This is a genomic window from Streptomyces sp. SM18, from assembly GCF_002910775.2.
Classification (GTDB): domain Bacteria; phylum Actinomycetota; class Actinomycetes; order Streptomycetales; family Streptomycetaceae; genus Streptomyces; species Streptomyces halstedii.
Genome location: NZ_CP029342.1, coordinates 1,978,933 through 2,004,270, shown reverse-complemented (window position 1 = coordinate 2,004,270; position 25,338 = coordinate 1,978,933). Strand labels below are relative to the sequence as shown.

Here is a 25,338-nt window from a genome sequence, read left to right as displayed (position 1 = left end):
CCACGGCCCACCACGGCCCACGGGCCGCGTGTGCGGTGGTCCTCCCGGCCTGGTGCGGGTGCGCGTGGGCGCCGGGCGGCCCCGGGGGCTACCCCTCGGCGCTGCCCGGCGCCACCAGCCCCGACTCGTACGCGAAGATCACCGCCTGCGCCCGGTCCCGCAGGTCCACCTTGGCGAGTATCCGTGAGACGTGGGTCTTCACGGTCTGCTCCGCCACCACCAGCCGCCCCGCGATCTCCTGGTTGGACAGGCCCCGCGCCACCAGTTCCAGGACCTCCGTCTCGCGCGGGGTCAGACCCTTCAGCCGCCGGGCGGGGCCGCCCCGGAACGCCCCGGACGGCCGCTGCCGGGCGAAGTCCGCGATCAGCCGGCGGGTCACGGACGGTGCGAGCAGCGCGTCCCCGGCGGCCACCACGCGCACCGCCGCGATCAGATCGGCCGGCGGCGCGTCCTTCAGCAGGAAGCCGGACGCCCCGACCCGCAGCGCCTCGTACACGTAGTCGTCCACGTCGAACGTGGTCAGCATCAGCACCTTCGGGCGGTGGTCCACCCCCGTGGGCGGGTCCAGCAGGGCGCGGGCCGCCGCCAGGCCGTCCATCTCCGGCATCCGGACGTCCATCAGCACGACGTCCGGGCAGGTCTCCCGGCTCACCTCGACGCCCTGGCGCCCGTCCGGTGCCTGGCCCACCACCTCGATGTCGCCCTGCGCCGCCAGCAGCGCCGCGAACCCCGCCCGGACCATGGCCTGGTCGTCAACGATGATCACGCGGATGCTCACGAGTCCTCCGAGGCGAGGGAAGCCGACGGAACCGGGGTGGCGGCGGACAGCGGAAGCCGTGCGGCCACCCGGAAGCCCCCGTCGGGCAGCGGACCGGTGTCCAGCGTGCCGCCGGTCAACCGTACGCGTTCGCGCATACCGACCAGCCCGTGCCCCGTCCCGGTGGACTCCAGCGGCGAACCGGGCCGCCCCGCACCGTCGTTGACGACCAGGACCGTCAGGTGAGGGCCGGCCACGGTGACCGACACCCGGGTGCGGGCCCCCGGCGCGTGCCGGACCACGTTGGCCAGGGCCTCCTGCGCGATCCGGTAGGCGGACAGATCGACGGCCTGGGGCAGCCCCTCCCGTATCGCCTCGGAGACCTCCGCGCCCATCGACAGCTCCACGCGGAGCCCCGAGCGCACCGTGGCCTCGACCAGCTGCTGGATCCGGTCGAGCCCCGGCTGAGGCGCGCGCTCCCCGTCCGTACCGTCGCTGCGCAGCACGGAGAGCAGCCGCCTCATCTCGGCCAGGGACTCCCGGGCGCTCGCCGCGATCGAGTCGAACTCGGCGCGCGCCTGGTCCGGGAGTCCCTCGATCCGGTACGGCGCCGAGTCCGCCTGCACCGTGATCACCGACATGTGGTGCGCGACCACGTCGTGCAGTTCCCGGGCGATCCGGGTCCGTTCCTCCAGCAGTGTCCGCCCGGCCCGCTCGGTCTCGCTGATCGTCTCCTGCTCGGCGAGCCTGCGCTGTGCCTCGCCCCGTTCCCGCAGCGCCGCCGTGATCACCAGGACCACGGCACCCAGGACCGGCAGCAGCACCACACCGCCGGCGTCGCGGTCCGACCCGATCAGGTACAGCAGGAGCCCGGCCGCGGAGATCGTCAGCCAGACGGCGACCAGCGTCCGCCGGGTCTCGCGCAGGCCCAGGGCGAGCAGCACGAAGAGGTGGCCGAGGATGACCGAAGGCGGCCACGGCCAGGGGAGTTCCTGGGGGAGAGGCGGGAGCTGCACCAGGGTGGGCGACGGGTCCGTGAGGGGGGTCAGCAGCACCAGCGCGCCGACGACGTCCGCGCACAGCACGATCCACCACGCCTGCAACGGCCGGTGGGCCAGCATCAGCAGCGGCCCCGCCTGGGCGAGCGCCAGGAGCGCCGCGAGGCCGCGCCCCACCTGGTAGTCCGAGGTCAGGATCTGGAAGGTGACGGGCACGAAGAGGGCGGTGAGCAGGGTGACGACGACATAGGGCGCCAGCCGCCGCCACCGCCTGGAGGAGCCGGCGAGCAACGGGGTCGGCGGGTGGGAGGGGTGGGCCAGACTGCGGGCGAGGGCACCCAGATGGCGGCGGGCGGCGCCGATCAGGCCGTCGGCGGGCGGGGGAGGCCCCGGAGAGGCGGAAGAGGAGGACATGGCCCGGCCAGGTTAGGCGGGCGCACCGCACCGGGGCGTCATACCAGGGTGCCGCTCCTGCCCCGGCCCGCCCCGTACCGGAGTACGGGGTCCATGGCCCGGGAACGGGGTGCGGCGGCCGTGCCCGGAGGGGACGGGGCGTCACAGCTCCGCGAGCAGCTCCGCCTTCTTGGCGCTGTACTCGGCGTCCGTCACCAGACCCGCCTGGTGCAGCTCCCCGAGGTGCCGCATCCGCTCCGCGACGCCGGCCGGATCGTGCAGCGGCCCGCCGACCGGGGCGGGAGCCGTGACGAGCGGGGCGGGCTGGGTACGGCGTACGGACTCCAGGACCGCCGCGGCGAACGGCAGGGACTCGTGCACCGGCCCGTACCCCCGCCCGAACAGGACGGCGGCCGGGTCCTGGTCCACCTCGACGCACGGACCAGGGGTGTCCGGGCCGGCGGTCAGCCCCGGGACGGGCACCGCCACCTCCGCGTCCGTGGGCGCACCCCGCGGTACCAGCCGCAGATACCCCTCCATCGCGTCCGGCGAGCGCCACTCGACCCCGCACAGCTCCGCCACCGGGAACGTCTGGTCGCCCGCCTTCCACTTGGCGCTGGACGCCCCGGTCCACGACCAGCGGAAGGAGACCAGCGACCCGTCGAAGCCCGCCCGGCCGTCGTACGCCTTGAACTGCATCGGCGCCTCGGGCGCCGCGACCAGGAACCGGTCGGCGGGCAGGGACGCGTCCGGTCCCAGCACCGCCCGCAGCTCGGCCGCGTAGTACTCGGCGAGCGTCTCGCGCTCGGCGGGCAGGGCCAGCCGGTACGGGTCGCAGCCCGTCTTCAGCTGCCCGGCCGCCGCCTCCCAGAGCGGATCGGCACCCGGTCTCGGCACGGCGTGCAGGACCACCGTGCCCCGCTTGCCCGGGAAAAGCGCCACCGACGACAACGCGGCATACGGAATGCGGCGTTCACGCAGACTCTGGAAAAGTCTCGGCGTGCGGATCCCCCGTTCGAAGCGGATGAGCACGGAGTCGGTGTCGAACTCCCAGGTGGCATGAATTCCGGCCAGCACATCACCCATGTGCCTCATCGTAGGCGGCACGCGCCCTCACGTCGCCCCTTGGTGATGCGCATTCCGATGGGAACGTTCACAGGATGTCCACACGTCGTTCGCCGCGCTCTACGCGCGTCAGGCACGCACGCCGTCGGAGATCTCGTTCCGGCAGGCCTGCTCGGCGCTCGCGCAACTGACCGAGTCATAAGCGCCCACACCGATCGCGGCGAAATTGCTCAGGCTCTCCGTACCCGGCTCGAAATAGCCGCTGTGGCCGATCGCGCCCTGTGCCGAGACGAGTCGCGCGCCGAATTCCGGATCGACCGGGTCGGCGCCGTGACCGACCCCGCCGACCTCTATGTTCGGTACGTCCGCGATCCAGTCGTCGGCGTCCCGCATGGCCCACACCCGGGCCCCGGTCCGCAGCCCCGCCGCGTTGTCGGCCCGCATGCCGGGGCTCCCCGCGACCGCGATGTCGGACACCCGGCCGGGCAGGTCCCGCGCGGCCAGACCGCACAGCACGGAACCGTAGCTGTGGCAGAACAGCGAGACCGTCGAGGTGCCGGGCAGCGCGTCCAGGAGGTCGTTCAGCCGGACCGCCCCGGCCGCCGCCAGACCGCCGAGGGCGGCGTCCACGCCGAGGCCCGCCGGCGCGGTGTAGTCGGCCCACGCGATGACCGCGGTACGGGTGTCCGGCCGGGCCGAGCGCTCCGCGCCGTACAGCGAGCGGGCCATGCCCACCGGCGCGGCGTTCTCCTTGCGGCCGGTGCGCTCCAGCGTCAGCAGGTTCGTGTCCACCCCGGGGACGACGACGGAGACACGCTGCGCGCGGTCGAGGTCACCGAGGACCTCGGCCACGTGCCCTCGCCCCGAGGGGTCGAACGAGAGGATCTGCCGGTCCTTCGCGAGCAGCGACCGGAAGCGTTCCAGCCGCAGCAGGGCCTGGTGACGGCCGTCGAACGAGAGTCTCGTGTCCCCGGTCCGCTGCCGCTCCTCGGCCTCGGCCGCCACCAGGGCCCGCCGGTTGGCCCGGTAGCGCAGGGTGACGGGGGCGCCGTTCATGTTGCCCACCACCAGCGGGTACTTGTCGGTGAGCGCCACCCGCTGCCCGGCCGTGAGCGACGCGAAGAAGCGGGCCAGCCGGTCCGCGGGGGCGTCCGCGTCCGGGAGCGCGTGACCGCCTATCCGGTCCTTCGCCCAGGAGGCGAGCGCGATGTCGCGCGGTGTGGCGGTGTGTTGGTGGCGTACGGCGGTCCAGCCCGTGGTCGCCAGCATCACGAACACGACCGCGACGGCGAGCAGGGCGCGCCACGCGGTGAGGGTGGGGGAGGAGTCGAAGGAAGTCACTGCGCCCCACCCTAGGAGACGGTTTCAGGCCCTCGTGTCACGGGTGACCCGGATCACCCGGCCGCGGAGGAGCGGCGGACGCGTGTGGCGCCCCGGTGCGCCCGGCGTCCGGGGGCGGGTGCGGGCCGGTGCCCGAAATGGCGTGCGCACGTGGGCTCTTGTGATGTTCGTCACGGGGTGGCGTCGAGGCGTGTCGGCCGGGGGCGGCGGGGGTGCGGGTGTACGGGAAGGCGGGGGGCGCGGTGTTGGGGAGGGCGGGGCCGGGCCGCGCGTGTCGCCGGGCTGTACCCGGTCCGGGGAACGCGCGTGCCGCCGGGCTACGTCCGGTCCGGAGAAGGGGCCGTGGCGCCGTCCGCCGGACACAGGCAGGGGCAGGCCTCGTGGTCCGTGGGCGACGCGGTGCGCCACGGGCCGAGGAGCGTGGTCCGCAGGAGGCCCAGGTGGAGTTCGGTCAGTTCGCGCAGCGCGTGCGCGCTCGCGTCCTGCCGGCGGCCCCACGACTGCCCGGTCAGCCGCATCACCCCGGAGAAGGCGGCGACGGCGACCCGGGGGCGGGGGTCGGCCTCCACGTCCAGCCCCTCCCGCTCGGCGATCAGCAGCGCGGTCTTCCGCTCCAGCTCGACACCGCGCCGCATGTGCGCGGCGACGAGCGAGGGCGTCGACTCGATCATCCGGTACGTCCGCAGCCGGAGTTCGACCGGGAGATCACTCCCGTCGGCGTCCGCGATACTCTTCCAGGTGTTCAGTGCCGCATGCCGCATGGCCTCGAACGGGGCTTCCGCGCACGGGCGTTGGCGCAGTTCGAGGAGGAAGCGCGACTCCACGGCGTCCTGCGCGGCGAAGGCGGCCGCCTCCTTGTTCGGGAAGTAGCGGAAGAAGGTGCGCTGGGAGACGTCGACGACCGCCACGATCTCGTCCACGGTGGTCCGGTCGTACCCCCGGGTGGTGAAGAGTTCGAGAGCGGTGTGCAGTAGGGCTTCGCGGGTGCGCTGTTTCCTGCGTTCACGCAATCCGGCCGGGGGCCCGGGAAGCGAAGCCCCGACTGTCTGCCTGCTCGTCACGTATCGGACCTCTTTCTGCCGCTTTGACCGGCTCAGCCTACCTGTGACCTACGCGACAGTTACCGTCATGTGAAATGGTTTGTTAACTGTCAGAAGCTGACACTAATCTCGGCCCATGACTAGTCAGACCACTGTCGAGAAGGCGCCGCGGGAGCCCGAAGACACCATCCTTCCCGCACCGGCGAAGGGCCTGCGCGGCCACCCCTGGCTGACGCTCTTCGCCGTTGCCATCGGCGTGATGATGGTGGCGCTCGACGGCACGATCGTCGCGATCGCCAACCCCGCCATCCAGCAGGACCTCAAGGCCTCGCTCGCCGACGTCCAGTGGATCACCAACGGCTACATGCTCGCCCTCGCCGTCTCGCTGATCACCGCGGGCAAGCTCGGCGACCGCTTCGGCCACCGCCAGACCTTCCTCATAGGCATCGCCGGATTCGCCGCGGCCTCGGCGGCCATCGGCTTCTCCGGCAGCGTCACCCTGGTGATCCTCTTCCGGGTGCTCCAGGGACTCTTCGGCGCCCTGCTGATGCCGGCGGCGCTCGGCCTGCTGCGCGCCACCTTCCCCGCCGAGAAGCTGAACATGGCGATCGGCATCTGGGGGATGGTCATCGGCGCCTCGACCGCGGGCGGGCCCATCCTCGGCGGTGTGCTCGTGGAGCACGTCAGCTGGCAGTCGGTCTTCTTCATCAATGTGCCGGTCGGGGTGCTGGCACTCGTCTTCGGCCTGGTGATCCTCAAGGACCACCGCGCCGAGAACGCGCCGAGGTCCTTCGACATCGGCGGCATCGTGCTGCTGTCGCAGGCGATGTTCTGTCTGATCTGGTCGCTGATCAAGGGCTCGGAGTGGGGCTGGGGGGACGTCAAGACGCTCGGCTTCCTCGGTGCCGCGGTGGTCCTCTTCCTCGTCTTCGCGCTGTCCCAGAACAACGTCCGCGAACCGCTGGTCCCGCTGGCGATGTTCCGGTCCGTGGCGCTGTCGGCCGGTGTGGTGCTGATGGTGCTGATGGCGTTCGCCTTCATGGGCGGCCTGTTCTTCGTCACCTTCTACCTCCAGAACGTCCACGGCATGAGCCCCGTGGACAGCGGTCTGCACCTGCTTCCGCTGACCGCGATGATGATCGTCGGCTCGCCGCTGGCCGGGGCGGCGATCACCAAGTTCGGTCCGCGCGTCCCGCTGGTCGGCGGCATGGTCTGCGTCGCGGTCGCCATGTTCGGCATGTCCCAGCTGAGTGTCGACACCGGCACGCTGACCATGTCGCTCCTGTTCGCCCTGCTCGGCTTCGGGCTCGCGCCGGTCATGGTCGGCGCCACCGAGGTCATCGTCGGCAACGCCCCGATGGAGCTCTCCGGTGTCGCGGGCGGCCTCCAGCAGGCGGCGATGCAGGTCGGCGGCAGCCTCGGTACGGCCGTCCTGGGCGCGGTCATGGCCACCAAGGTGGACTCCAACCTGGGCGACAACTGGAAGGCCGCGGACCTCCCCCCGGTGGACGCGGCGCAACTGGAGCAGGCCTCCTCCGCCATCGAGGTCGGCATGCCGCCGGTCCAGCCGGGCACCCCGCCGGAGATCGCGGCGAAGATCACGGACGTCGCCCATGACACGTTCGTGTCGGGCATGAGCTTCGCGTTCCTGACCGCGGGCGGCGTCGCGGTGGTCGCCGCACTGGTCGCCCTGCTCACCAAGCGCGGCGAGAACGCCGAGGCGGGCATGGGCGCCGGCCACATCTGAACCCTCGGCCGCGCGGAGCGCACCCCGGGCGCACACCCCGGCGCACTCCTGGTGACCGACGTCAACACAGCGCATACGACAGCCCCGCCGGACGGTTCCGGCGGGGCTGTCGCCTATCAGGGTGGTCCACCGCCCGGCCCCTTCCGGACGCACGGCCCCGCAGGTCAGGGTGCGGACATCGCGAACCATCCGGCTCGCTCGACCACGGGGGTTGAACCACCATGCGTACGACCGTTCTCGCCGCCACCCTGGCGGCCACCGCGCTCATCCCGGCCACCGCGCCGGCCGGCACCGCGGCCGAGGCACCGCACCGGCCCGCCGGACAGGACACCGCCCGCCCCGCCGGCCGGTCCACGCCCGCCGGGCTCGCCCCCTGCGGGGCGGGACAGCTCTGCCTCTGGACGAAGCCCGACTTCGCAGGGGCCCGGCAGACCCACGAACTGGCCACCGTGGACATCGAGAGCTGCACCCCACTGGCCTCCGGCTCCACCGCCCAGGCCCTGGCCAACCGCACCGGACGCCCGGTCACCACGTACCAGTCGGCCACCTGCGCGGAGACCGGGGAGTTCGAGACCTATCCGGGCGGCGGGACCTGGACGCCCCGGTCGCCGTACACCGTGCGGGCCTTCAAGATCTGGGAGAACTGACGCCGCCGCCCCGCACCGGAACGCCGAGGGGCGGCGAGCCGTACGGCCCGCCGCCCTCTGGCTCCGCCCCTGGGGGGCGGACACGTGTTACGCGTCGCCGCCCTCCGCACCGGGGTGCGCGGCGGCCACGTCCAGCAGCTCGTAGCGGTCCATCGCCGTCTTCAGCGCGGAACGGTCGATCTTCCCCTCCTTCGCCAGCTCGGTCAGCACCGCGAGCACGACCGACTGCGCGTCGATGTGGAAGAAACGGCGGGCCGCGCCACGGGTGTCCGCGAACCCGAAACCGTCCGCGCCCAGCGACTGGTACGCCCCGGGCACCCAGCGGGCGATCTGGTCCGGCACCGAACGCATCCAGTCCGACACCGCCACGAACGGGCCCTGGGCACCGGAGAGCTTTCGCGTCACGTACGGGACGCGCTGCTCCTCCTCCGGGTGCAGCAGGTTGTACCGCTCGACGTCCACCGCCTCACGGCGCAGCTCGTTCCAGGAGGTCGCCGACCACACGTCCGCCTTGACGTCCCACTCGTCCGCCAGGATCCGCTGGGCCTCGACCGCCCACGGCACCGCCACGCCCGAGGCCATGATCTGGGCCGGGATCGTGCCCTTGTCACCGGCGCGGAAGCGGTACACACCCTTGAGGATGCCCTCGACGTCCACGTCGGCCGGCTCGGCCGGGTGCTGGATCGGCTCGTTGTAGACGGTGAGGTAGTAGAAGACGTCCTCGTTCTCCTCGGGGGTGCCGCCGTACATCCTGCGCAGACCGTCCTCGACGATGTGCGCGATCTCGTACCCGAAGGCCGGGTCGTACGCGACACAGGCCGGGTTGGTCGAGGCGAGCAGCTGGGAGTGGCCGTCCGCGTGCTGAAGCCCCTCACCGGTCAGCGTCGTGCGTCCGGCGGTGGCACCCAGCACGAAACCGCGCGCCAGCTGGTCGGCCATCTGCCAGAACTGGTCACCGGTCCGCTGGAAACCGAACATCGAGTAGAAGACGTACACCGGGATCAGCGGTTCGCCGTGCGTGGCGTACGCGGAACCCGCGGCGACCAGCGAGGCCGTGCAACCCGCCTCGGAGATCCCGTCGTGCAGCATCTGCCCGGTCGGGGACTCCTTGTACGTGAGCAGCAGATCACGGTCCACCGACTCGTACTGCTGACCGAGCGGGTTGTAGATCTTCGCGCTCGGGAAGAAGGCGTCCATGCCGAACGTGCGGTACTCGTCGGGCGCGATCAGCACGAAACGCTTGCCGATCTCCTTGTCCCGCATGAGGTCCTTGAGGATGCGGACGAACGCCATGGTCGTGGCGATCGACTGCTGGCCGGACCCCTTCTTCGCGGTCGCGTACGTCTTCGCGCCAGGCAGGGGCAGCGGCTTCGCGCGCACCACCCGGGTCGGGACGTAACCGCCGAGCCCCTTGCGGCGGTCGTGCATGTACTGGATCTCGGCCGAGTCGCGGCCCGGGTGGTAGTACGGCGGGTTGCCGTCCTCCAGCTCCTTGTCCGCGATCGGGAGGTGCAGCCGGTCACGGAACCGCTTCAGGTCGTCGGCCGTGAGCTTCTTCATCTGGTGCGTGGCGTTGCGGCCCTCGAAGTTCGGGCCGAGCGTCCAGCCCTTGACCGTCTGGGCCAGGATCACCGTCGGCTGGCCCTTGTGGGCCTTGGCCGCCGCGTAGGCCGCGTAGACCTTGCGGTGGTCGTGTCCGCCGCGGCCCAGGTGGAGGATCTGCTCGTCGGACATGTCCTTGACCATCTCGCGCAGCCGCGGGTCACCACCGAAGAAGTGCTCCCGGATGTACGCGCCGGTCTCGGTGGCGTACGTCTGGAACTGGCCGTCCGGCGTGGTGTTCAGCTTGTTGACCAGGATGCCCGTGCGGTCCTGCGCGAGCAGCGGGTCCCAGGTGCGGTCCCAGACGAGCTTGATCACGTTCCAGCCGGCGCCACGGAACTGCGACTCCAGCTCCTGGATGATCTTGCCGTTGCCGCGCACCGGGCCGTCGAGGCGCTGGAGGTTGCAGTTGACCACGAAGGTGAGGTTGTCCAGCCCCTCGCGGGCCGCGATGGAGAGCTGGCCGAGCGACTCCGGCTCGTCCATCTCGCCGTCACCGAGGTAGGCCCACACATGCGACCCGGAGGTGTCCGCGATGCCGCGCGCCTCCATGTAGCGGTTCATCCGCGCCTGGTAGATCGCGCCGAGCGGCCCGAGGCCCATCGAGACGGTCGGGAACTCCCAGAAGTCCGGCATCAGCCGCGGGTGCGGATAGCTGGACAGGCCGTTCGGCGCCTTCGACTTCTCCTGGCGGAACCCGTCGAGCTGCGCCTCGCTCAGCCGGTCGAGCAGGAAGGCGCGGGCGTAGATACCCGGGGAGGCGTGCCCCTGGAAGAAGATCTGGTCGCCGCCGAGGCCGTCGTCCTTGCCCCGGAAGAAGTGGTTGAAGCCCACGTCGTACAGGGACGCGGAGGAGGCGAAGGTGGCGATGTGCCCGCCGACGCCGATCCCCGGACGCTGGGCGCGCGAGACCATCACCGCCGCGTTCCACCGGGTCGCGTTGAGGACCTTGCGCTCGATCTCCTCGTCGCCGGGGAAGAACGGCTCGTCCTTCGTGGCGATCGTGTTCACGTAGTCCGTGCTGCGCATCTCCGGCACGGCGACACGCTTCTCCCGCGCGCGCTCGATGAGCCGGAGCATCAGGTAGCGGGCACGCTCACGGCCTCGCTCGTCGACGGCGGCGTCGAGGGAGTCCAGCCATTCCTGGGTCTCTTCGGGATCGAAGTCCGGGACCTGGCTCGGAAGGCCGCCAATGATGATCGGGTTGCGATCGGATCCGGAAGCCACGCTGTTCCTTCGCTGGTCGGTGGTGCTCTTCGGGGCCTGGTAGCGGGGAACGTACCCCCGGAAGGCCGCTGTACGCCGCCTCCATCGTGTACCGCGAGGCCCCCCACGTCATCTCTACTGTGGGGTAACACAGGGTTCCCGCCGGGCGCGCCGGGGCACGAGTATCGGCAGCGTGCGGGCGGTCCGGCCCAAAACGCAACCATACGCCCAAGGCGTCCAAGTGTTCCCAAAGGCTGTTCGACTCCTTATGCCGGACCGAAACGGCATAAGCTGAGGAAGGACGTAAAGGGTCCGGACACCATCCCCGGGCCCCTGAGGCGACATGCCGGGAGTTGCGGTGATGTGGCAGGGAACGTCACCGTTTAGGCGGTCTCGTACGCCGGGTACTTGCGCGATTCGCCCAGCCCGTGTGGACTACGGCCAACGCCCCGCGCACGCGCGTGGCTGAAGCATTTTCCGAAACATGATCAGGAGGCAACCCGTGAGCGCGACCGCGGACCACGCGGAGGAACGGACCAACACGGCCGCGAGGCTTGGGTTCGAGCCCGGACAGGTGGTCCAGGAGATCGGCTACGACGACGACGTCGAGCAGGAGCTCCGTGAGGGCATTGAGGCCACAATCGGCCAGGAACTCGTCGACGAGGACTACGACGACGTCGCTGACGTCGTCCTGCTCTGGTTCCGCGACGAGGACGGCGACCTTACGGACGCGCTGGTGGATGCCATTGGTCTGATCGAGGACGGTGGGGCGGTCTGGCTGATGACGCCCAAGACCGGCCGCGACGGATACGTCGAACCGAGCGACATCAACGAGGCTGCCCAGACAGCGGGTCTCGCCCAGACCAAGAGCATCAACGCGGGCAAGGACTGGACGGGCAGCCGTCTGGTCACCCCCAAGGGCGCGAAAGCCAAGCGCTGACGCGGCTCCATCGTCAACCGAGGCCCCCGCGCGGCACGCGCCGCCGGGGGCCTTCGTACGTCCCGCGCGGACCCGGACCGTCACCGTGAGGCGCCCTGCGTAGGGTGGGTCTCACCCGGACGGCTCAGACCGGGACAGTGAAGACGTTGCGAAGGGACCGCTCTCATGGCGATCGAGGTCGGCACGAAGGCTCCGGATTTCGAGCTGAAGGACAACCACGGGCGGACGGTGAGGCTCTCCGACTTCCGCGGCGAGAAGAACGTGGTGCTGCTCTTCTACCCGTTCGCCTTCACCGGGGTGTGCACCGGCGAGCTGTGCGCGCTCCGTGACGAGCTGCCGACGTTCGAGAACGACGACACCCAGCTGCTCGCCGTCTCCAACGACTCGATCCACACCCTGCGCGTCTTCGCCGAGCAGGAGGACCTCGCCTACCCCCTGCTGTCCGACTTCTGGCCGCACGGCGAGGCCTCGCGGGCCTACGGCGTCTTCGACGAGGACAAGGGCTGCGCGGTGCGCGGCACCTTCGTCATCGACAAGGAGGGCGTGGTCCGCTGGACGGTCGTCAACGGCCTCCCGGACGCGCGCGACCTGAACGACTACGTCAAGGCCCTCGACTCGCTCTGAGCCGGGGACCCGGGCCCGCGACGGGCCGATCCGGGAATCCGACGGTGGCACCCCGCCAAAAGCCTGTTTTGGCCGGGAACCGGTCACTAGGATCCAATCGTTGATCCGATGCCAACGCACGAACGGGGTCGCTGGTGTCTGCCGGCCCTCTCAACCATCTTGGAGGACTCGTGGGAGTCAGCCTCAGCAAGGGCGGCAACGTCTCGCTGACCAAAGCCGCGCCGAACCTGACCGCGGTCATCGTGGGTCTGGGCTGGGACGCCCGGACGACCACCGGTGGTGACTTCGACCTCGACGCCAGCGCCCTGCTGACGAACGCCGAGGGCAAGGTCGGCAGCGACGGAAATTTCGTCTTCTTCAACAACCTCAAGAGCCCCGACGGCTCCGTCGAGCACACCGGTGACAACCTCACCGGTGAGGGCGAGGGCGACGACGAGGTCATCAAGGTGAACCTCGCGGCCGTCCCGGCCGACGTCGACAAGATCGTCTTCCCGGTCTCGATCTACGAGGCCGAGACCCGCCAGCAGAGCTTCGGCCAGGTGCGCAACGCCTACATCCGCGTGGTGAACGAGGCGGACAACAGCGAGCTGGCCCGCTACGACCTGAGCGAGGACGCCTCGACGGAGACCGCCATGGTCTTCGGCGAGCTCTACCGCAACGGCGCGGAGTGGAAGTTCCGCGCGATCGGCCAGGGGTACGCCTCGGGCCTGCGCGGCATCGCGCAGGACTTCGGCGTCAACGTCTGAGCCACACCGCTCCACCGCGTCCGGCGCCGCACCCTGTGCGGCGCCGGACGTGCTAGGCAGGGCGCCCCCACCCCGGGGCGTCCGCAACCGTCCATCGACTCGGGGAGGACACAGCATGGGCGTCACGCTCGCCAAGGGAGGCAACGTCTCCCTCTCCAAGGCCGCACCCAATCTCACCCAGGTGCTGGTGGGGCTCGGCTGGGACGCACGATCCACCACCGGAGCCGACTTCGACCTCGACGCCAGCGCGCTGCTGTGCCGGTCCGGCCGGGTCATCGGCGACGAGTGGTTCGTGTTCTACAACAACCTGACCAGCCCCGACGGCTCCGTCGAGCACACCGGGGACAACCTCACGGGCGAGGGCGAGGGCGACGACGAGTCGATCATCGTGAACCTCACCCAGGTCCCCGAACACTGCGACAAGATCGTCTTTCCGGTCTCGATCCACGACGCCGACAACCGCGGTCAGACGTTCGGGCAGGTCGCCAACGCCTTCATCCGCGTGGTGAATCAGGCGGACGGCCAGGAACTCGCCCGGTACGACCTCAGCGAGGACGCCTCCACGGAGACCGCGATGATCTTCGGTGAGCTGTACCGGTACGGCGGGGAGTGGAAATTCCGTGCGGTGGGACAGGGGTACGCGTCGGGGCTCCGCGGCATCGCTCTAGACTTCGGGGTCAACGTTTCGTAAAGCCGCGCACGACGCGGGGGAGCCCCGTACCCAACCGGGAGACCCGTTACACACACGATGGGGTAGCCAGTGCTTCTGAAAACCTTCGGCTGGTCGTTCGCGGTCACCGCGCTCGGCCTGGTCGCAGCGGTGTTCTACGGGGGGTGGCAGGCGCTGGGGATCGTGGCGATCCTGTCGGTCCTGGAAATCTCGCTGTCCTTCGACAACGCGGTGATCAACGCCGGAATCCTGAAGAAGATGAATGCCTTCTGGCAGAAGATCTTCCTCACCGTCGGTGTGCTCATCGCGGTCTTCGGTATGCGACTGGTCTTCCCCGTCGTGATCGTGGCCATCAGCGCCAAACTCGGGCCCATCGAGGCCATCGACCTTTCGTTCAACGACCCCGACCGCTACAAGGAACTGGTCACGGACGCCCATCCGGCCATCGCCGCCTTCGGTGGCATGTTCCTGTTGATGATCTTCCTCGACTTCGTCTTCGAGGAGCGCGACATCCAGTGGCTCCGCTGGATCGAGCGTCCGCTGGCCAAGCTCGGCAAGGTGGACATGCTGTCGGTCTGCGTCGCGCTGATCGTGCTGCTGGTGGCCTCCATGACGTTCGCCACCCAGGCGCACCAGCACGGCGGTGGTCACGCCGACAAGGCGTCCACGGTGCTGCTCGCGGGCATCGCCGGCCTGATCACCTATCTCATCGTCGGCGGTCTCTCCGGCTACTTCGAGGACAAGCTCGAAGAGGAGGAGGAGCGCGAGCAGGAGGCCGAGGAAGAGGCCAGGAAGAGCGGCAAGCCGGCGTCCGCGGTCCTTCTCGCGGGCAAGGCCGCGTTCTTCATGTTCCTCTACCTGGAGGTCCTGGACGCGTCGTTCTCGTTCGACGGCGTCATCGGCGCCTTCGCCGTCACCAACGAGATCGTGCTGATGGCCCTCGGCCTCGGTATCGGTGCCATGTACGTCCGTTCGCTCACCGTGTACCTGGTCCGCCAGGGCACGCTGGACGACTACGTCTACCTGGAGCACGGCGCGCACTACGCGATCGGCGCGCTCGCGGTCATCCTGCTGGTCACCATCCGGTACGAGATCAACGAGATCATCACCGGCCTCGTCGGCGTCGTGCTGATCGCCTGGTCCTTCTGGTCCTCGCTGCGGCGCAACAAGGCGCTCGCCGCGGCCGAGGGCAACGGCGGCAGCACCGATTCCAAGGCCGAGGTGTCCTCCGGGGTGTGACCCGGCCAGGATTGAGGAACGCTCTCTCTGCGGGGCGGCCCACGGCGGCGGTACTTCCGGGAACAGCCCGGACCCGTCCCGGTGGCCGCCCCGCGGCGGCGTGCGGGGGCGCACCGGGACAGGTGGGTCCGGCGGAGACAGGTGGGGGTTGGGATGGGCTTCTGGGACGGCCTGAGGCCGCTGCGCGCGGCACAGTTCGACGCGGGTTCGGGGGCGACGAGCTCGATCGTGCTCACCCGGCGCAACGCGACGATATCCCTGGACAAACAGGGCGCCCTCTCGGGCAACCTGCGCGTGAACCTCTCGTGGCGGATGCGTACGTCGGACATCGGCGGCCGCTCCCAGCAGGGCAGCCGGCTGCTGCGCCCGCTCAAGCTCTTCCAGCCCGAGGTCGTCCAGGCCCACACCCAGGGCATGGTCAACGTCGACCTGGACCTGGGCTGCATGTACGAGCTGAGCGACGGCACCAAGGGGGTCGTGCAGCCGCTCGGCAACCTCACCGGCGACCTCAACGCCCCGCCCTACATCAGGCTCAGCGGGGACGACCGCTTCGGGGCGCCGTCCGGCGAGACGGTCTACGTGAACCTCGACCAGCGGGACGAGATCAAGCGGCTGCTGTTCTTCGTGTACATCTACGACCAGACCCCCGCCTTCGACCGCACCCACGCCATGGTCACGCTCTACCCGGGCAACGGCCCGCGGATCGAGATCGAGCTGGACGAGCGCGCGCCGGAGGCCCGTTCGTGCGCCGTGTTCACGGTGGAGAACGTCAAGGGCGAGCTGGTGGTGCGCCGCGAGGTGAAGTTCGTGTACGGCTTCCAGTCGGAGCTGGACCGGATGTACGGCTTCGGGATGCAGTGGGGGCGCGGCTACAAGTCACGGACCTGAGGACCGCCGCGCCCGGCGGCCGGGACGGGACGGCTCAGGGCCGGATGAACTGCGGCCCCTGCGGCGGCAGTACGAAGCCGGGGTCCGGGGCGTACGCCGCGGCCGCCGCGGGCTGGGGATAGCCGTACGCGGGCTGGGGCGCCGGGACCGGCTGGGGGTAGCCGTAGGCGGGCTGCGGCGCCGCGGCGGGCTGGGGATAGCCGTACGCGGGCTGCTGGTGGACGACCGTGGCCTGCTCGTCGGGCGTCGGCGCGACGGGCCCGGGGGAGCCGGGCACCTGCGCGGTGGTGGCGGGCGGCGGGACGGACGGAGGCGTGACGGGAGCCGGCGGCACGGGCTCCGGCTCGAAGGCCCCGGTCCCGGCTTCGGGCTCGGGCCCTGCCTCGGACTGCGCGTCCGCCTCGTCGACCGAGATCCCGAACGCGGTGGCCAGGCCGACCAGTCCGGTCGGGTAACCCTGGCCCACGGCCCGGAACTTCCAGCCCTCACCGCGCCGGTAGAGCTCGCCGCAGATGACGGCGGTCTCCTCGCCGGTCTCCGCGCGCACATCGAAGACGGCGAGCGGCTCGCCGTCCGAGGAGGCCGCGTCGTACAGCGATATCCGGAGGTCGCGGACCTGCTCGAACGCCCCCTCGTCACAGGAGGCCGCGATGACCACCTGGTCCACGGAGGCGTCGAGCGCCGACAGGTCGGCCTCGACCGTGTCCGTGAGCCCCTCGGGGGCGCTGCGCTTGGGCAGCCGCCGCACCAGCCCCGAGGGATGCCGGGGCTGGTTGTAGAAGACGAAGTCCTCGTCCGAACGCACCTGCCCCGAGGCGCCGAGCAGCAGGGCGGAGGCGTCCACGTCCGGGACTTCGGGCCCCGGGGTCCAGCGCAGCACGGCCCGTACCGCCGTGGCGTCGAGGGGGACGTTCGAGCCCTTCAGCATCGCGTGCGTCATGCCGGTCATCCTGCCTGCTGGAGGCCCCGCCGGACAACGCGGGGGTAGGGACCAGTAGGCCAGGACCCGTCCGGAACGGCACGCGTGAACACGCCGCGAGGGAAGCGGGAAAAGGCCGGGCCACCGGAAGTTCACGCGGGCGGGGAACCAGCGACACCCGTCCGAACGTACTATTACCGGTCATACGTTGCCAGGCCTTCAGGTAGTACGGGGGATACACATGCGTCATTTCGGGCACATACCGCCCGTCGCCCGCGAGCGCCTCTTCTTCAAGGAGCCGTGCGCGTTCGACGCGGGATCCTCGCCCGAGGTGCTCTCGACCGCGCTCGGCGCGACCCTGTACAGCCCCGCGACCCGGCCGCGGCTGGCCGACGACGTGCTCAAGCAGGCGGGGCGCGGAGTGGTCTCCATGGTGCTCTGCCTGGAGGATTCCATCGACGACGCCGAAGTGACCGGCGCCGAGGCGAACCTGGTACGGCAGTTCGCGGAGATCGCGGAGCGCGCCGCCGAGATGCCGCTGCTCTTCATCAGGGTGCGCGAACCGGAGCAGATCACCGACCTCGTCAAGCGCCTCGGGGATTCGGCGCAATGGTTGTCCGGATTCGTACTTCCCAAATTCACCGCCCAGCGGGGAGAGCAGTTCCTCCAAGCCCTCGCAGAGGCCGAATCCGCCAGCGGGCACCGGCTGTTCGCGATGCCGGTCCTGGAATCCCCGGAACTGCTGCACCTGGAGAGCCGGGCCGAGACGCTCCGGGGCATCGCCCGCACCGTGGACCGGTACCGCGAGCGCGTCCTCGCGCTGCGGCTCGGAGTCACCGACTTCTGCTCCGCCTACGGACTGCGCCGGTCACCCGACATGACGGCGTACGACGTCCAGATCGTCAGCTCCGTCATCGGCGACGTCGTCAATGTGCTGGGCCGCTCCGACGGCACCGGGTACACCATCACCGGGCCCGTGTGGGAGTACTTCCGCGTCCAGGAGCGCATGTTCAAGCCCCAGCTCCGCCGGAGCCCCTTCATGGGGCGCTCGGCCGACGAGCTGCGTACCGCGCTCATCGAGCACGACCTCGACGGGCTCCTCCGCGAGATCGAGCTCGACCGGGCCAACGGCCTCCTCGGCAAGACCTGCATCCACCCCTCCCACGTCCAGCCCGTGCACGCACTGTCCGTGGTCAGCCACGAGGAGTACACGGACGCGCAGGACATCCTGCGGCCCGAGCGGGGCGGCGGCGGGGTGCTGCGCTCGGCGTACACGAACAAGATGAACGAGGTGAAGCCGCACCGCGCCTGGGCGGAGCGCACCCTGCGCCGGGCCGAGGTGTTCGGCGTGGCACGGGAGGACATCGGCTTCGTGGAACTCCTCGCCGCGGGGCTGGCGGACTGAGCGGCATCATGGATGAGCGGGGCCCCCTGCCGGCACGGGCGGCCCGGACGCGAGCGGCCGGAGGCGCGTCGGCCCGCACAGGACCGGCCCGCACCGGACCGGCGCACATCGGACCGGCCGGAGATGAGCCGGCCCGGCACAGGACAGCGGTGAGGAAAGAAGTGGCAGTGGACGTGGACTGGTCGGGCGACTGGGTCGCCGAGCGGCTGGGTGTCGAACTCGTCGGTGACTCGGAACTCCGCGACCTGCTGGGCCTCGCCCTGCGGCGCAACCCCAAGCGCGCCCATCTGCTGGTGTCCAACGTCCTGGGCAAGCACGTCCCGCAGCGGCCGTCCGTCGTGTACGGCGCCGGGTACGAGCTCGGCGAGCGGGTACGCGACCTGCTGGGCGAGGCCGAGGCGCGCCGCGCGGTCGTCCTCGGCTACGCGGAGACGGCCACGGGCCTCGGGCACGCCGTCGCGGACGGCCTCGGGGTCGCGCCCTACCTGCACTCCACCCGCCGCCCCGTCGAGGGCGTCGCACGGGCGGGCGGCTTCGAGGAGTCCCACTCCCACGCCACCTCCCACCTCCTGCTCCCCGCGCGGCCCGGCCTGCTCAGCGCCACCCCGGGAGCCCCCCTGGTCCTGGTCGACGACGAGTTCTCCACCGGCAACACCGTGCTCAACACCATCCGCGCCCTCCACGAGCGCTACCCCCGCGACCGGTACGTCATCGTGGCCCTCGTGGACATGCGGTCACCGGAGGACCGGGCCACGCTCACCGCGTTCGCCCGGGAGATCGGCGCCCGCGTGGACCTCGTGGCCCGTGCCCGGGGGACCGTGCGCCTGCCGGACGGGGTCCTGGAGAAGGGCCTCGGCCTGGTCGCCGACCAGCTCGCCGAGCGGACCGGCGCCCACCAGGAGGAGCCGCCACCGGCCCGCGAAGCCCGCCCGGCCCCCGTCCGGGTCGAGCTGGGCTGGCCGGCCGGGGTCCCCGACGGGGGCCGCCACGGCTTCACCCCCGTCCACCGCGCCGCCCTGGAAGCGGCCCTGCCGGACATGGTGGCGCGTCTCGCCGACGCCCTGGGCGACGCCCGCCGGGTGCTCGTGCTCGGCTTCGAGGAGCTGATGTACGCGCCGCTGCGGCTCGGCACCGCCCTGGAGGACGCCACCACCGCCGAGGTGCGGTACTCCACCACCACCCGCTCACCGGTCCTCGCCGTGGACGACCCCGGCTACGCCATACGCACCCAGCTGGTCTTCCCCGCCCACGACACCCCCTCCGACGGCCCCGGCGAGCGGTACGCGTACAACGTGGCCGGAGCCGGCTTCGACGCGGTCGTCGCCGTCGTCGACTCGGTCGCCGACACCCCCGCCCTGCACGCCCCCGGCGGCCTGCTGGACCGGCTCGCCGGACACACCGGCCGCGTCCTGCTCGCGGTCGTCCCCTCGTACGTCCCCACGCCCCCACCCGCCGAAAGGCAGGACGCCGCCATGCTGCCCGAACCCCTGAGGGGCCCCGCCTTCTCCTCCTACGCGGCGGACGAGGTCGGCTGGCTGCTCCAGGACCTCTCGGACACGGCGCTGGAGGCTCCCACCGAGGAACGCGAGGAGGCGATACAGAGCGGCGGCGCCCATTACGCGGAGTCGCTGCCGGTCGAGTACCAGCCCACCCCGCAGTACCAGGAACTGTTCAGGGCGGCCCTGGCCACCTCCGCCACCCGTATCGCCCGCGCGGTGGGCACCGTCACCGAGACCGTCCTCGCCGAACACCCGGGCTCCCGGCCCGTGCTGGTCTCCCTCGCCCGCGCCGGCACCCCCGTCGGGGTCCTGATGCGCCGCTGGGCCCGGCACCGGCACGGTATCGACCTGCCGCACTACGCCGTCTCCATCGTCCGGGGACGCGGCATCGACGCCAACGCTCTGCGCTGGCTGGCCGCCCACCACGACCCGGCCGACGTCGTCTTCGTCGACGGATGGACCGGCAAGGGCGCCATCACCCGTGAACTCGCCGCCGCCCTGGAGGAGTTCGACGGCTTCGACCCGCAGATCGCGGTCCTGGCCGACCCCGGCGGCTGCGTACGCACCTACGGGACGCGCGAGGACTTCCTCATCCCGTCCGCCTGCCTCAACTCCACCGTCTCCGGCCTGGTCTCGCGTACGGTCCTGCGCTCCGACCTGGTCGGCCCGAACGACTTCCACGGCGCCAAGTTCTACCGCGAACTCGCGGACGCCGACGTCTCCGGCTACTTCCTGGACACGGTCGTCGCCCGCTTCGACGAGGTGGTGGACGCCGTCGACGCCGAGACCAAGGAGCTGCTCGCCGCCGACCGCGCCCCGACCTGGGAGGGCTGGGCCGCCGTGGAGCGGATCAGCGAGGAGTACGGCATCCACGACGTCAACCTCGTGAAGCCCGGCGTCGGGGAGACCACCCGGGTGCTGCTGCGCCGCGTCCCCTGGAAGATCCTCGCCAAGCGCGGCGCGGGCGCGGACCTGGCCCATGTGCGGCTGCTCGCGGAACAGCGCGGGGTGCCGGTCGAGGAGGTGGACGAACTCCCGTACACCTGCGTGGGGTTGATCCACCCGAAGTACAACCGCGGTGCGACCGGCGCGTCCGGCACGGCGGTGGCGGGGGTACCGGAGGTGACGGAGAAGTGACCGCGCCCGACACCCCGGCGGCCATGGCCCCGGCGCCTCCCGTGGCCGGCGTGACGCTGGTCGCCAGCGACCTCGACCGGACGCTGATCTACTCCGCCGCGGCCCTCCAGCTCACCATGGAGGACGCGCGGGCCCCGCGGCTGCTCTGCGTCGAGGTCTACGACCGGGCGCCCCTCTCGTACATGACCGAGGAGGCCGCCGCTCTCCTCGACACCCTGGCCCGCACCACGGTGTTCGTCCCCACCACCACCCGGACCCGCGAGCAGTACCACCGCATCCACCTCCCCGGCCCCCCGCCCCGGTACGCGATCTGCGCCAACGGCGGACACCTCCTGGTCGACGGTGTCTCCGACCCCGACTGGCAGCGGCAGGTCGCCGCCCGGCTGGCCTCCGAGTGCGCCCCCCTCGCCGAGGTACGCGCCCACCTCCTCGCCACCGCCGACCCCGCGTGGCTGCTCAAGGAACGGGTCGCCGAAGACGTCTTCGCCTACCTCGTGGTCGACCGCGCGGCCCTGCCCGACGGCTGGGTGAAGGAACTGGCCGCCTGGGCGGGCCCCCGGGGGTGGACCGTCTCCCTTCAGGGCCGCAAGATCTACGCCGTCCCCCAGCCGCTGACCAAGAGCGCCGCGATGCGCGAGGTGGCCCGCCGGTGCGGCGCCACCACGACCCTCGCGGCGGGCGACTCCCTGCTGGACTCGGACCTGCTGCTCGCCGCCGACCACGCCTGGCGCCCGGCCCACGGCGAACTCGCCGAGAGCGGCTGGGACGCGCCGAACACCGAGGCGCTGGAGGAACGGGGCGTCGCCGCCGGTGAGGAGATCCTGCGCCGCTTCCTGCGCACCACGGCGTCCGGCGGCAGGGCGGAGACCCGCTGAGCGCGTGGTGAGGGGTCTACGGCCGCCCGTCTTCGGCAGACTGAGGGCATCCTGCCGCGTACGAGGAAGAGGGCGCCGTGACCCGAGGGAACGAAACCAAGATCACCGACGAGCTGTACGCCTACATGCTGGCGCACAACCCGCCCCTGGACGCGGTACAGCGTGAGCTGGTGGAGACCACCCGCACCGGGTTCCCCGACCGCGCGGGCATGCAGTCCTCGGAGGAGCAGGGGCCGCTCCTCGCCTTCCTCGTCCGGCTGGTCGGCGCCCGCCACGTCGTGGAGATCGGCACGTTCACCGGCTTCTCCGCCCTGGCGATGGCCCAGGCGCTCCCGCCGGACGGCACACTGATCGCCTGCGACGTCTCCGAGGAGTGGACCGCGGTGGGCCGGGCCGCCTGGGAGGAGGCGGGCGTCGCCGACCGGATCGACCTGCGGATCGCCCCCGCCCTGGACACCCTGCGGGCCATGCCGGACGAGCCGCACATCGATCTCGCCTACCTGGACGCCGACAAGGGGAACTACCTCCCGTACTGGGAGGAGCTGGTCCCCCGCATGCGGACCGGTGGCCTGATCGTCACCGACAACGTCCTCTACCACGGGGGCGTCACCGACCCGTACGCGACCGGATCGACGGCGGCGATCAAGGAGTTCAACGACCATGTGCTCAACGACGCCCGGATGGACAGCGTCATGCTCACCGTGGCGGACGGGCTGACGCTCTCCCGCCGCAGGTGAGCGGGCGCCCCTGGGTGGTCAGCCGGGGGTGAGCCTGCGTCCCCGGGCGCGCCGGGGGTGAGCCGGCGTCCCCGGGCGGTCAGCCGCAGGTGAGCGGGCGTCCTGCGGGGTCAGCCGCAGCAGCCGCCACCGCAGCAGCCGCCACCGCCGCCCGCGGGGGCGGCCGGCGCCGAGGACGCCGAAGGCGCGGACGAGCCGCCCACCGCGACGGTCGACAGCAGCTTCACGGTGTCCTCGTGCCCGGCGGGGCAGGCGGCCGGGGCGGACGACTCCGCCATGGGACGGCTGACCTCGAAGGTCTCGCCACAGGGGCGGCAACGGTACTCGTAACGGGGCATGGCCCCAGATTAGATGATCGATTCCGGGCGGTGGGGGACTTGGCGCTGCCCTTCACCCGGGGGACGGGCGCCCGCGCGCGATGCGTGAATCCACACGCCTCGCACGCCCACACGCCCGCCCGGCGCCCCACGGCCCGGCCCGGCGCCCACGGGCTCGCTCAGGAGTGGCGCGCCCTTCTCCTCCGCCAGGCGCCGGGCTTCCGGGGGTGGTCCTGGGAGCTGTCGGGCGGTGGTTCGGGCCGTGCCGGGCCCGGCCGCAGCTCCGTACGCAGGTCGTCGGGCAGGTCGTCGTCGCGCGCCACCTGCTCGGGGTGGCGGGCCCGCCAGTACGGGTTGTCGTGGGGCAGACCGCCGCTCACCCTCCCGTACATCCCGAACGTCATCAGCAACAGCCCGACCAGGAAGCTGAAGATCACGTTCTGCATGTGGAAGGCCAGGAAGTTCATGCTGGTGTCCAGCAACGCCAGATTCACGAAGCCGCTGAGGATGAAGGCGACGCCGAGCACCGTGTTCAGAGTCGAGGCGAAGTTCCCGCCGACGACGCGGCCGACGAAGAGCAGCAGACCGATGCAGATGGACAGCACACTGAGCGTGCCGTTCGTGTTGAGCCCGGCCACGGTGTCGCCGCCGGTGTCGAAGAAGCCGATGCGGTCGATCAGCCCCAGGATGCCGAACGCGATGAGGAACAGTCCCATCAGACCGGCCCCGATCCGGTAGACCCGGCTGAGCCTGTGGTCCACCGGCAACTGCTCGTCGAGCCGGATGGCCCCGCGACGCCACCGGCTCCGCGAGGGGCGCCGGCCCGGATCATGGGCGTGCGCGCGGGTGGGATGCGGATGCGGGACATGCGTGACCATCACGGTCTCCCCTCGCCCCCGTACGGCTGGCGCGGCCCGGACACGACGGACCGGACAGAAGCCGCCGGGTGGACGTACGTACGTACTTCCGGGGGCACCCGGTGACCCGGGTACCCGGTAGTTCCCGTACGTCCAGCTTCGGCCCGGGGGCGGCGGGTGACAAGTCCGGGCCTCGCGGCCCGGCCTCGGGCCCCCGCCGCTCAGCTCGTCAGCGCGCCGCCGCTCAGCCTGTCAGGCGCCGATGCTCAGCTTGTCAGGCGCTGCCGCTCATCTCGTCCCGGATCGCGGAGACCACCCGGGTCGCCGTCTGCCGCACGGCCTCCGTCTCGGTCAGGAAGTGCCAGTAGTCCGGGTGGCGGCCCTCCAGACCGGCGACCGCCCGCTCCAGCCGGGCCACCGCGTCGTCCAGCGGCCGGGCGTGACGCGGATCGGGGGTCTGCCGTCCGGCCATGGCCAGCCGCTGGGCGTCCCGGATCGCGAACCGGGTCCGCTCGATCTCCGCCTGCGGGTCCTTCGACACGGCGTTCAGGCGGTTCAACCGGTCACCGGCGGCCGAGACCGCCTCGTCGGTGGCGTTCAGCAGGGCCCGTACGGTGCTGAGCCGGGCAGTCGCGTCGGCCCAGCGCTGCTCGGACCGCGCCCGGGAGGCCTCGGCCAGCTTCTCCTCGGCCTGCCGCACGTTCGTCGCCGCCTGCTCGGGTACGGGCTGGAGGTCCTGCCAGCAGGCCGCCGCGAACCGCCGCCGCAGCTCGCTGAGCACCGGCTCCACCTGCCCGGCGCGGGTCGTCAGCGCCTCCGCGCGGGTCCGCAGCGTCACCAGGCGGCGGTCGATCTCGGCGGCGCGCTCGGGCAGCCGCTCGGCCTCCGCCCGTACGGCCTCCGCGTCGCGCAGCACCTGGTCGGCCCGCTGGAGCGTCCCGGCCACGCCGTGCTGCCCGGCGCCCTGGTTCAGCTTGGTCAGCTCCGGGGCGAGAGCGGCCAGCCGGGCCGCGAGGTCGTCGGCCCGCAGCCCGGACGCCCGCACCGCGTCCAGGGCGTTGCTCGCCCCCAGAAGGGCTTGGCGGGCCCGCTCCACGGCCGGGGCGAGCCGCGCCAACTGGGTCTCCGCGCTGCCCAGCAACGGCCCGAGCCCCTGGGCGAAACGGTCCAGGTCGGCCTTCACCCGCAGCAGATCGTCCTTGGCCCGGGTCAGCCGCGTCTTCGCGGCGGCCGCGACCGACTGCTCCAGGTCGTCCCGGTCGAGATCGTGCTCGTCGACCGCGGTGATGTAGGTGTGGCTGGCCTCGTCGATCCGCCGGCCCAGCGCGGCGAAGTCCTCCACCGCCTTGCGGGCCCGGGGCGAACTGTCCACCGCGGTGATCGTCTCGATCGAGATGTTGAGATCCCGCTGCGCGGTGTCCAGCTCGTAGAACGCGGCGGCGGCGGCGTCCTTCGCGGCCTGCGCGTCGGCCCGCTGGCTCTCCCCCCGGCCGCCGAACCAACGCCGGGTGCCCCCGCCGGCGAAGGCGCCCGGCAGGGCGGCGACGACCAGCGGCACCGGCAGCAGCATCAGCCCCAGGACGTCCCGGACGGCCGAGCCGCCCCTCGCCCGTACCCGCGGCCGTCTGTGCGTCGCCGTCACATCCCTCTCCCGTGCCGATCTGCCCTGCCCGGTTCATTCTCGCACCA

The 25,338-nt window shown here is 71.6% G+C and carries 22 protein-coding genes; 12 read left to right on the top strand and 10 right to left on the bottom strand.

Features of this window, described 5'->3' with window-relative positions; translation table 11 throughout:
- Positions 1-88: 88 nt before the first annotated feature.
- The 5 genes from B9S64_RS08940 to B9S64_RS08920 form a co-directional block, all read right to left on the bottom strand.
- Positions 89-778, bottom strand: a complete 690-nt coding sequence (locus tag B9S64_RS08940) for a response regulator transcription factor (protein ID WP_103490291.1) — start codon at positions 776-778, stop codon at positions 89-91.
- The gene (locus B9S64_RS08935) at positions 775-2,169 is read right to left on the bottom strand and encodes a sensor histidine kinase (RefSeq protein WP_103490290.1); all 1,395 of its coding nucleotides are present in this window, start codon (positions 2,167-2,169) and stop codon (positions 775-777) included. The genes B9S64_RS08940 and B9S64_RS08935 overlap by 4 nt, the downstream gene beginning before the upstream one ends.
- Positions 2,170-2,310: 141 nt before the next feature.
- The gene (locus B9S64_RS08930) at positions 2,311-3,234 is read right to left on the bottom strand and encodes a DUF4429 domain-containing protein (RefSeq protein WP_103490289.1); all 924 of its coding nucleotides are present in this window, start codon (positions 3,232-3,234) and stop codon (positions 2,311-2,313) included.
- 108 nt (positions 3,235-3,342) lie between these two features.
- Positions 3,343-4,554, bottom strand: coding sequence for an alpha/beta hydrolase (locus B9S64_RS08925; protein ID WP_103490288.1), 1,212 nt, complete (start codon positions 4,552-4,554; stop codon positions 3,343-3,345).
- A 317-nt stretch (positions 4,555-4,871) separates the two neighbouring features.
- Positions 4,872-5,615, bottom strand: coding sequence for a TetR/AcrR family transcriptional regulator (locus B9S64_RS08920; RefSeq protein ID WP_103490287.1), 744 nt, complete (start codon positions 5,613-5,615; stop codon positions 4,872-4,874).
- A 238-nt stretch (positions 5,616-5,853) separates the two neighbouring features.
- Here B9S64_RS08920 and B9S64_RS08915 point away from each other — a divergent pair, with 238 nt between their 5' ends.
- Positions 5,854-7,341, top strand: coding sequence for an MFS transporter (locus B9S64_RS08915; protein WP_372454105.1), 1,488 nt, complete (start codon positions 5,854-5,856; stop codon positions 7,339-7,341).
- 221 nt (positions 7,342-7,562) lie between these two features.
- The gene (locus B9S64_RS08910) at positions 7,563-7,988 is read left to right on the top strand and encodes a peptidase inhibitor family I36 protein (RefSeq protein ID WP_103490285.1); all 426 of its coding nucleotides are present in this window, start codon (positions 7,563-7,565) and stop codon (positions 7,986-7,988) included.
- 87 nt (positions 7,989-8,075) lie between these two features.
- Here the strand turns inward: B9S64_RS08910 and aceE are convergent, their stop codons facing one another.
- Positions 8,076-10,817 carry a pyruvate dehydrogenase (acetyl-transferring), homodimeric type gene (gene aceE, locus B9S64_RS08905; RefSeq protein WP_103490284.1) on the bottom strand — a complete coding sequence of 914 codons (2,742 nt, stop codon included), beginning with the start codon at positions 10,815-10,817 and terminating at the stop codon, positions 8,076-8,078.
- Between the two features lie 481 nt (positions 10,818-11,298).
- Here aceE and B9S64_RS08900 point away from each other — a divergent pair, with 481 nt between their 5' ends.
- The 6 genes from B9S64_RS08900 (at position 11,299) to B9S64_RS08875 (ending at position 15,903) form a co-directional block, all read left to right on the top strand.
- Positions 11,299-11,736, top strand: a complete 438-nt coding sequence (locus B9S64_RS08900; protein WP_028439883.1) for a DUF3052 domain-containing protein — start codon at positions 11,299-11,301, stop codon at positions 11,734-11,736.
- 165 nt (positions 11,737-11,901) lie between these two features.
- Positions 11,902-12,360, top strand: a complete 459-nt coding sequence (locus B9S64_RS08895; RefSeq protein ID WP_103490283.1) for a peroxiredoxin — start codon at positions 11,902-11,904, stop codon at positions 12,358-12,360.
- A gap of 170 nt (positions 12,361-12,530) precedes the next feature.
- Complete coding sequence (locus B9S64_RS08890) at positions 12,531-13,106, top strand: TerD family protein (RefSeq protein WP_028439885.1); 576 nt, start codon at positions 12,531-12,533, stop codon at positions 13,104-13,106.
- A gap of 115 nt (positions 13,107-13,221) precedes the next feature.
- On the top strand, positions 13,222-13,797 hold the full coding sequence (locus B9S64_RS08885) for a TerD family protein (RefSeq protein ID WP_028439886.1): 576 nt from the start codon (positions 13,222-13,224) through the stop codon (positions 13,795-13,797).
- Positions 13,798-13,866: 69 nt separating this feature from the next.
- On the top strand, positions 13,867-15,015 hold the full coding sequence (locus B9S64_RS08880; RefSeq protein ID WP_103490282.1) for a DUF475 domain-containing protein: 1,149 nt from the start codon (positions 13,867-13,869) through the stop codon (positions 15,013-15,015).
- 153 nt (positions 15,016-15,168) lie between these two features.
- Positions 15,169-15,903, top strand: a complete 735-nt coding sequence (locus tag B9S64_RS08875; protein ID WP_028439888.1) for a Tellurium resistance — start codon at positions 15,169-15,171, stop codon at positions 15,901-15,903.
- A gap of 34 nt (positions 15,904-15,937) precedes the next feature.
- On the opposite strand, the gene B9S64_RS08870 is transcribed toward B9S64_RS08875, so the two are convergent.
- Positions 15,938-16,843: a TerD family protein gene (locus tag B9S64_RS08870; protein ID WP_181012216.1), complete on the bottom strand. Its 906-nt coding sequence runs from the start codon at positions 16,841-16,843 to the stop codon at positions 15,938-15,940.
- A gap of 220 nt (positions 16,844-17,063) precedes the next feature.
- Between B9S64_RS08870 and B9S64_RS08865 the strand changes: the two genes are divergently transcribed.
- From B9S64_RS08865 to B9S64_RS08850, 4 genes are all read left to right on the top strand, one after another.
- Positions 17,064-18,227, top strand: coding sequence for an HpcH/HpaI aldolase/citrate lyase family protein (locus B9S64_RS08865; RefSeq protein WP_103490280.1), 1,164 nt, complete (start codon positions 17,064-17,066; stop codon positions 18,225-18,227).
- A gap of 167 nt (positions 18,228-18,394) precedes the next feature.
- Entirely contained in the window at positions 18,395-20,863 is a 2,469-nt protein-coding gene (locus B9S64_RS08860) for a phosphoribosyltransferase (protein ID WP_103490279.1), read from the top strand.
- 23 nt (positions 20,864-20,886) lie between these two features.
- Complete coding sequence (locus B9S64_RS08855) at positions 20,887-21,738, top strand: HAD family hydrolase (RefSeq protein WP_103490300.1); 852 nt, start codon at positions 20,887-20,889, stop codon at positions 21,736-21,738.
- 77 nt (positions 21,739-21,815) lie between these two features.
- Positions 21,816-22,475 carry an O-methyltransferase gene (locus B9S64_RS08850; protein WP_103490278.1) on the top strand — a complete coding sequence of 220 codons (660 nt, stop codon included), beginning with the start codon at positions 21,816-21,818 and terminating at the stop codon, positions 22,473-22,475.
- Positions 22,476-22,585: 110 nt separating this feature from the next.
- Here the strand turns inward: B9S64_RS08850 and B9S64_RS08845 are convergent, their stop codons facing one another.
- The 3 genes from B9S64_RS08845 to B9S64_RS08835 form a co-directional block, all read right to left on the bottom strand.
- A complete protein-coding gene (locus B9S64_RS08845) occupies positions 22,586-22,813 on the bottom strand; it encodes a zinc ribbon domain-containing protein (protein WP_037876859.1) in 228 nt (75 codons plus the stop codon).
- Between the two features lie 158 nt (positions 22,814-22,971).
- Positions 22,972-23,670, bottom strand: a complete 699-nt coding sequence (locus B9S64_RS08840) for a DUF4383 domain-containing protein (protein ID WP_103490277.1) — start codon at positions 23,668-23,670, stop codon at positions 22,972-22,974.
- Positions 23,671-23,923: 253 nt separating this feature from the next.
- Entirely contained in the window at positions 23,924-25,291 is a 1,368-nt protein-coding gene (locus tag B9S64_RS08835; protein WP_103490276.1) for a hypothetical protein, read from the bottom strand.
- Positions 25,292-25,338 lie beyond the last annotated feature (47 nt).

Coding starts and splice junctions, on each gene's coding strand:
- B9S64_RS08915 (WP_372454105.1), top strand. CDS start 5,854: ATGATGGTGGCGCTCGACGGCACGATCGTCGCGATCGCCAACCCCGCC.
- B9S64_RS08895 (WP_103490283.1), top strand. CDS start 11,902: ATGGCGATCGAGGTCGGCACGAAGGCTCCGGATTTCGAGCTGAAGGAC.
- B9S64_RS08875 (WP_028439888.1), top strand. CDS start 15,169: ATGGGCTTCTGGGACGGCCTGAGGCCGCTGCGCGCGGCACAGTTCGAC.
- B9S64_RS08910 (WP_103490285.1), top strand. CDS start 7,563: ATGCGTACGACCGTTCTCGCCGCCACCCTGGCGGCCACCGCGCTCATC.
- B9S64_RS08845 (WP_037876859.1), bottom strand. CDS start 22,813: ATGCCCCGTTACGAGTACCGTTGCCGCCCCTGTGGCGAGACCTTCGAG.
- B9S64_RS08870 (WP_181012216.1), bottom strand. CDS start 16,843: ATGACGCACGCGATGCTGAAGGGCTCGAACGTCCCCCTCGACGCCACG.
- B9S64_RS08840 (WP_103490277.1), bottom strand. CDS start 23,670: ATGGTCACGCATGTCCCGCATCCGCATCCCACCCGCGCGCACGCCCAT.
- B9S64_RS08885 (WP_028439886.1), top strand. CDS start 13,222: ATGGGCGTCACGCTCGCCAAGGGAGGCAACGTCTCCCTCTCCAAGGCC.
- B9S64_RS08855 (WP_103490300.1), top strand. CDS start 20,887: ATGGCCCCGGCGCCTCCCGTGGCCGGCGTGACGCTGGTCGCCAGCGAC.
- B9S64_RS08865 (WP_103490280.1), top strand. CDS start 17,064: ATGCGTCATTTCGGGCACATACCGCCCGTCGCCCGCGAGCGCCTCTTC.
- B9S64_RS08935 (WP_103490290.1), bottom strand. CDS start 2,169: ATGTCCTCCTCTTCCGCCTCTCCGGGGCCTCCCCCGCCCGCCGACGGC.
- B9S64_RS08930 (WP_103490289.1), bottom strand. CDS start 3,234: ATGGGTGATGTGCTGGCCGGAATTCATGCCACCTGGGAGTTCGACACC.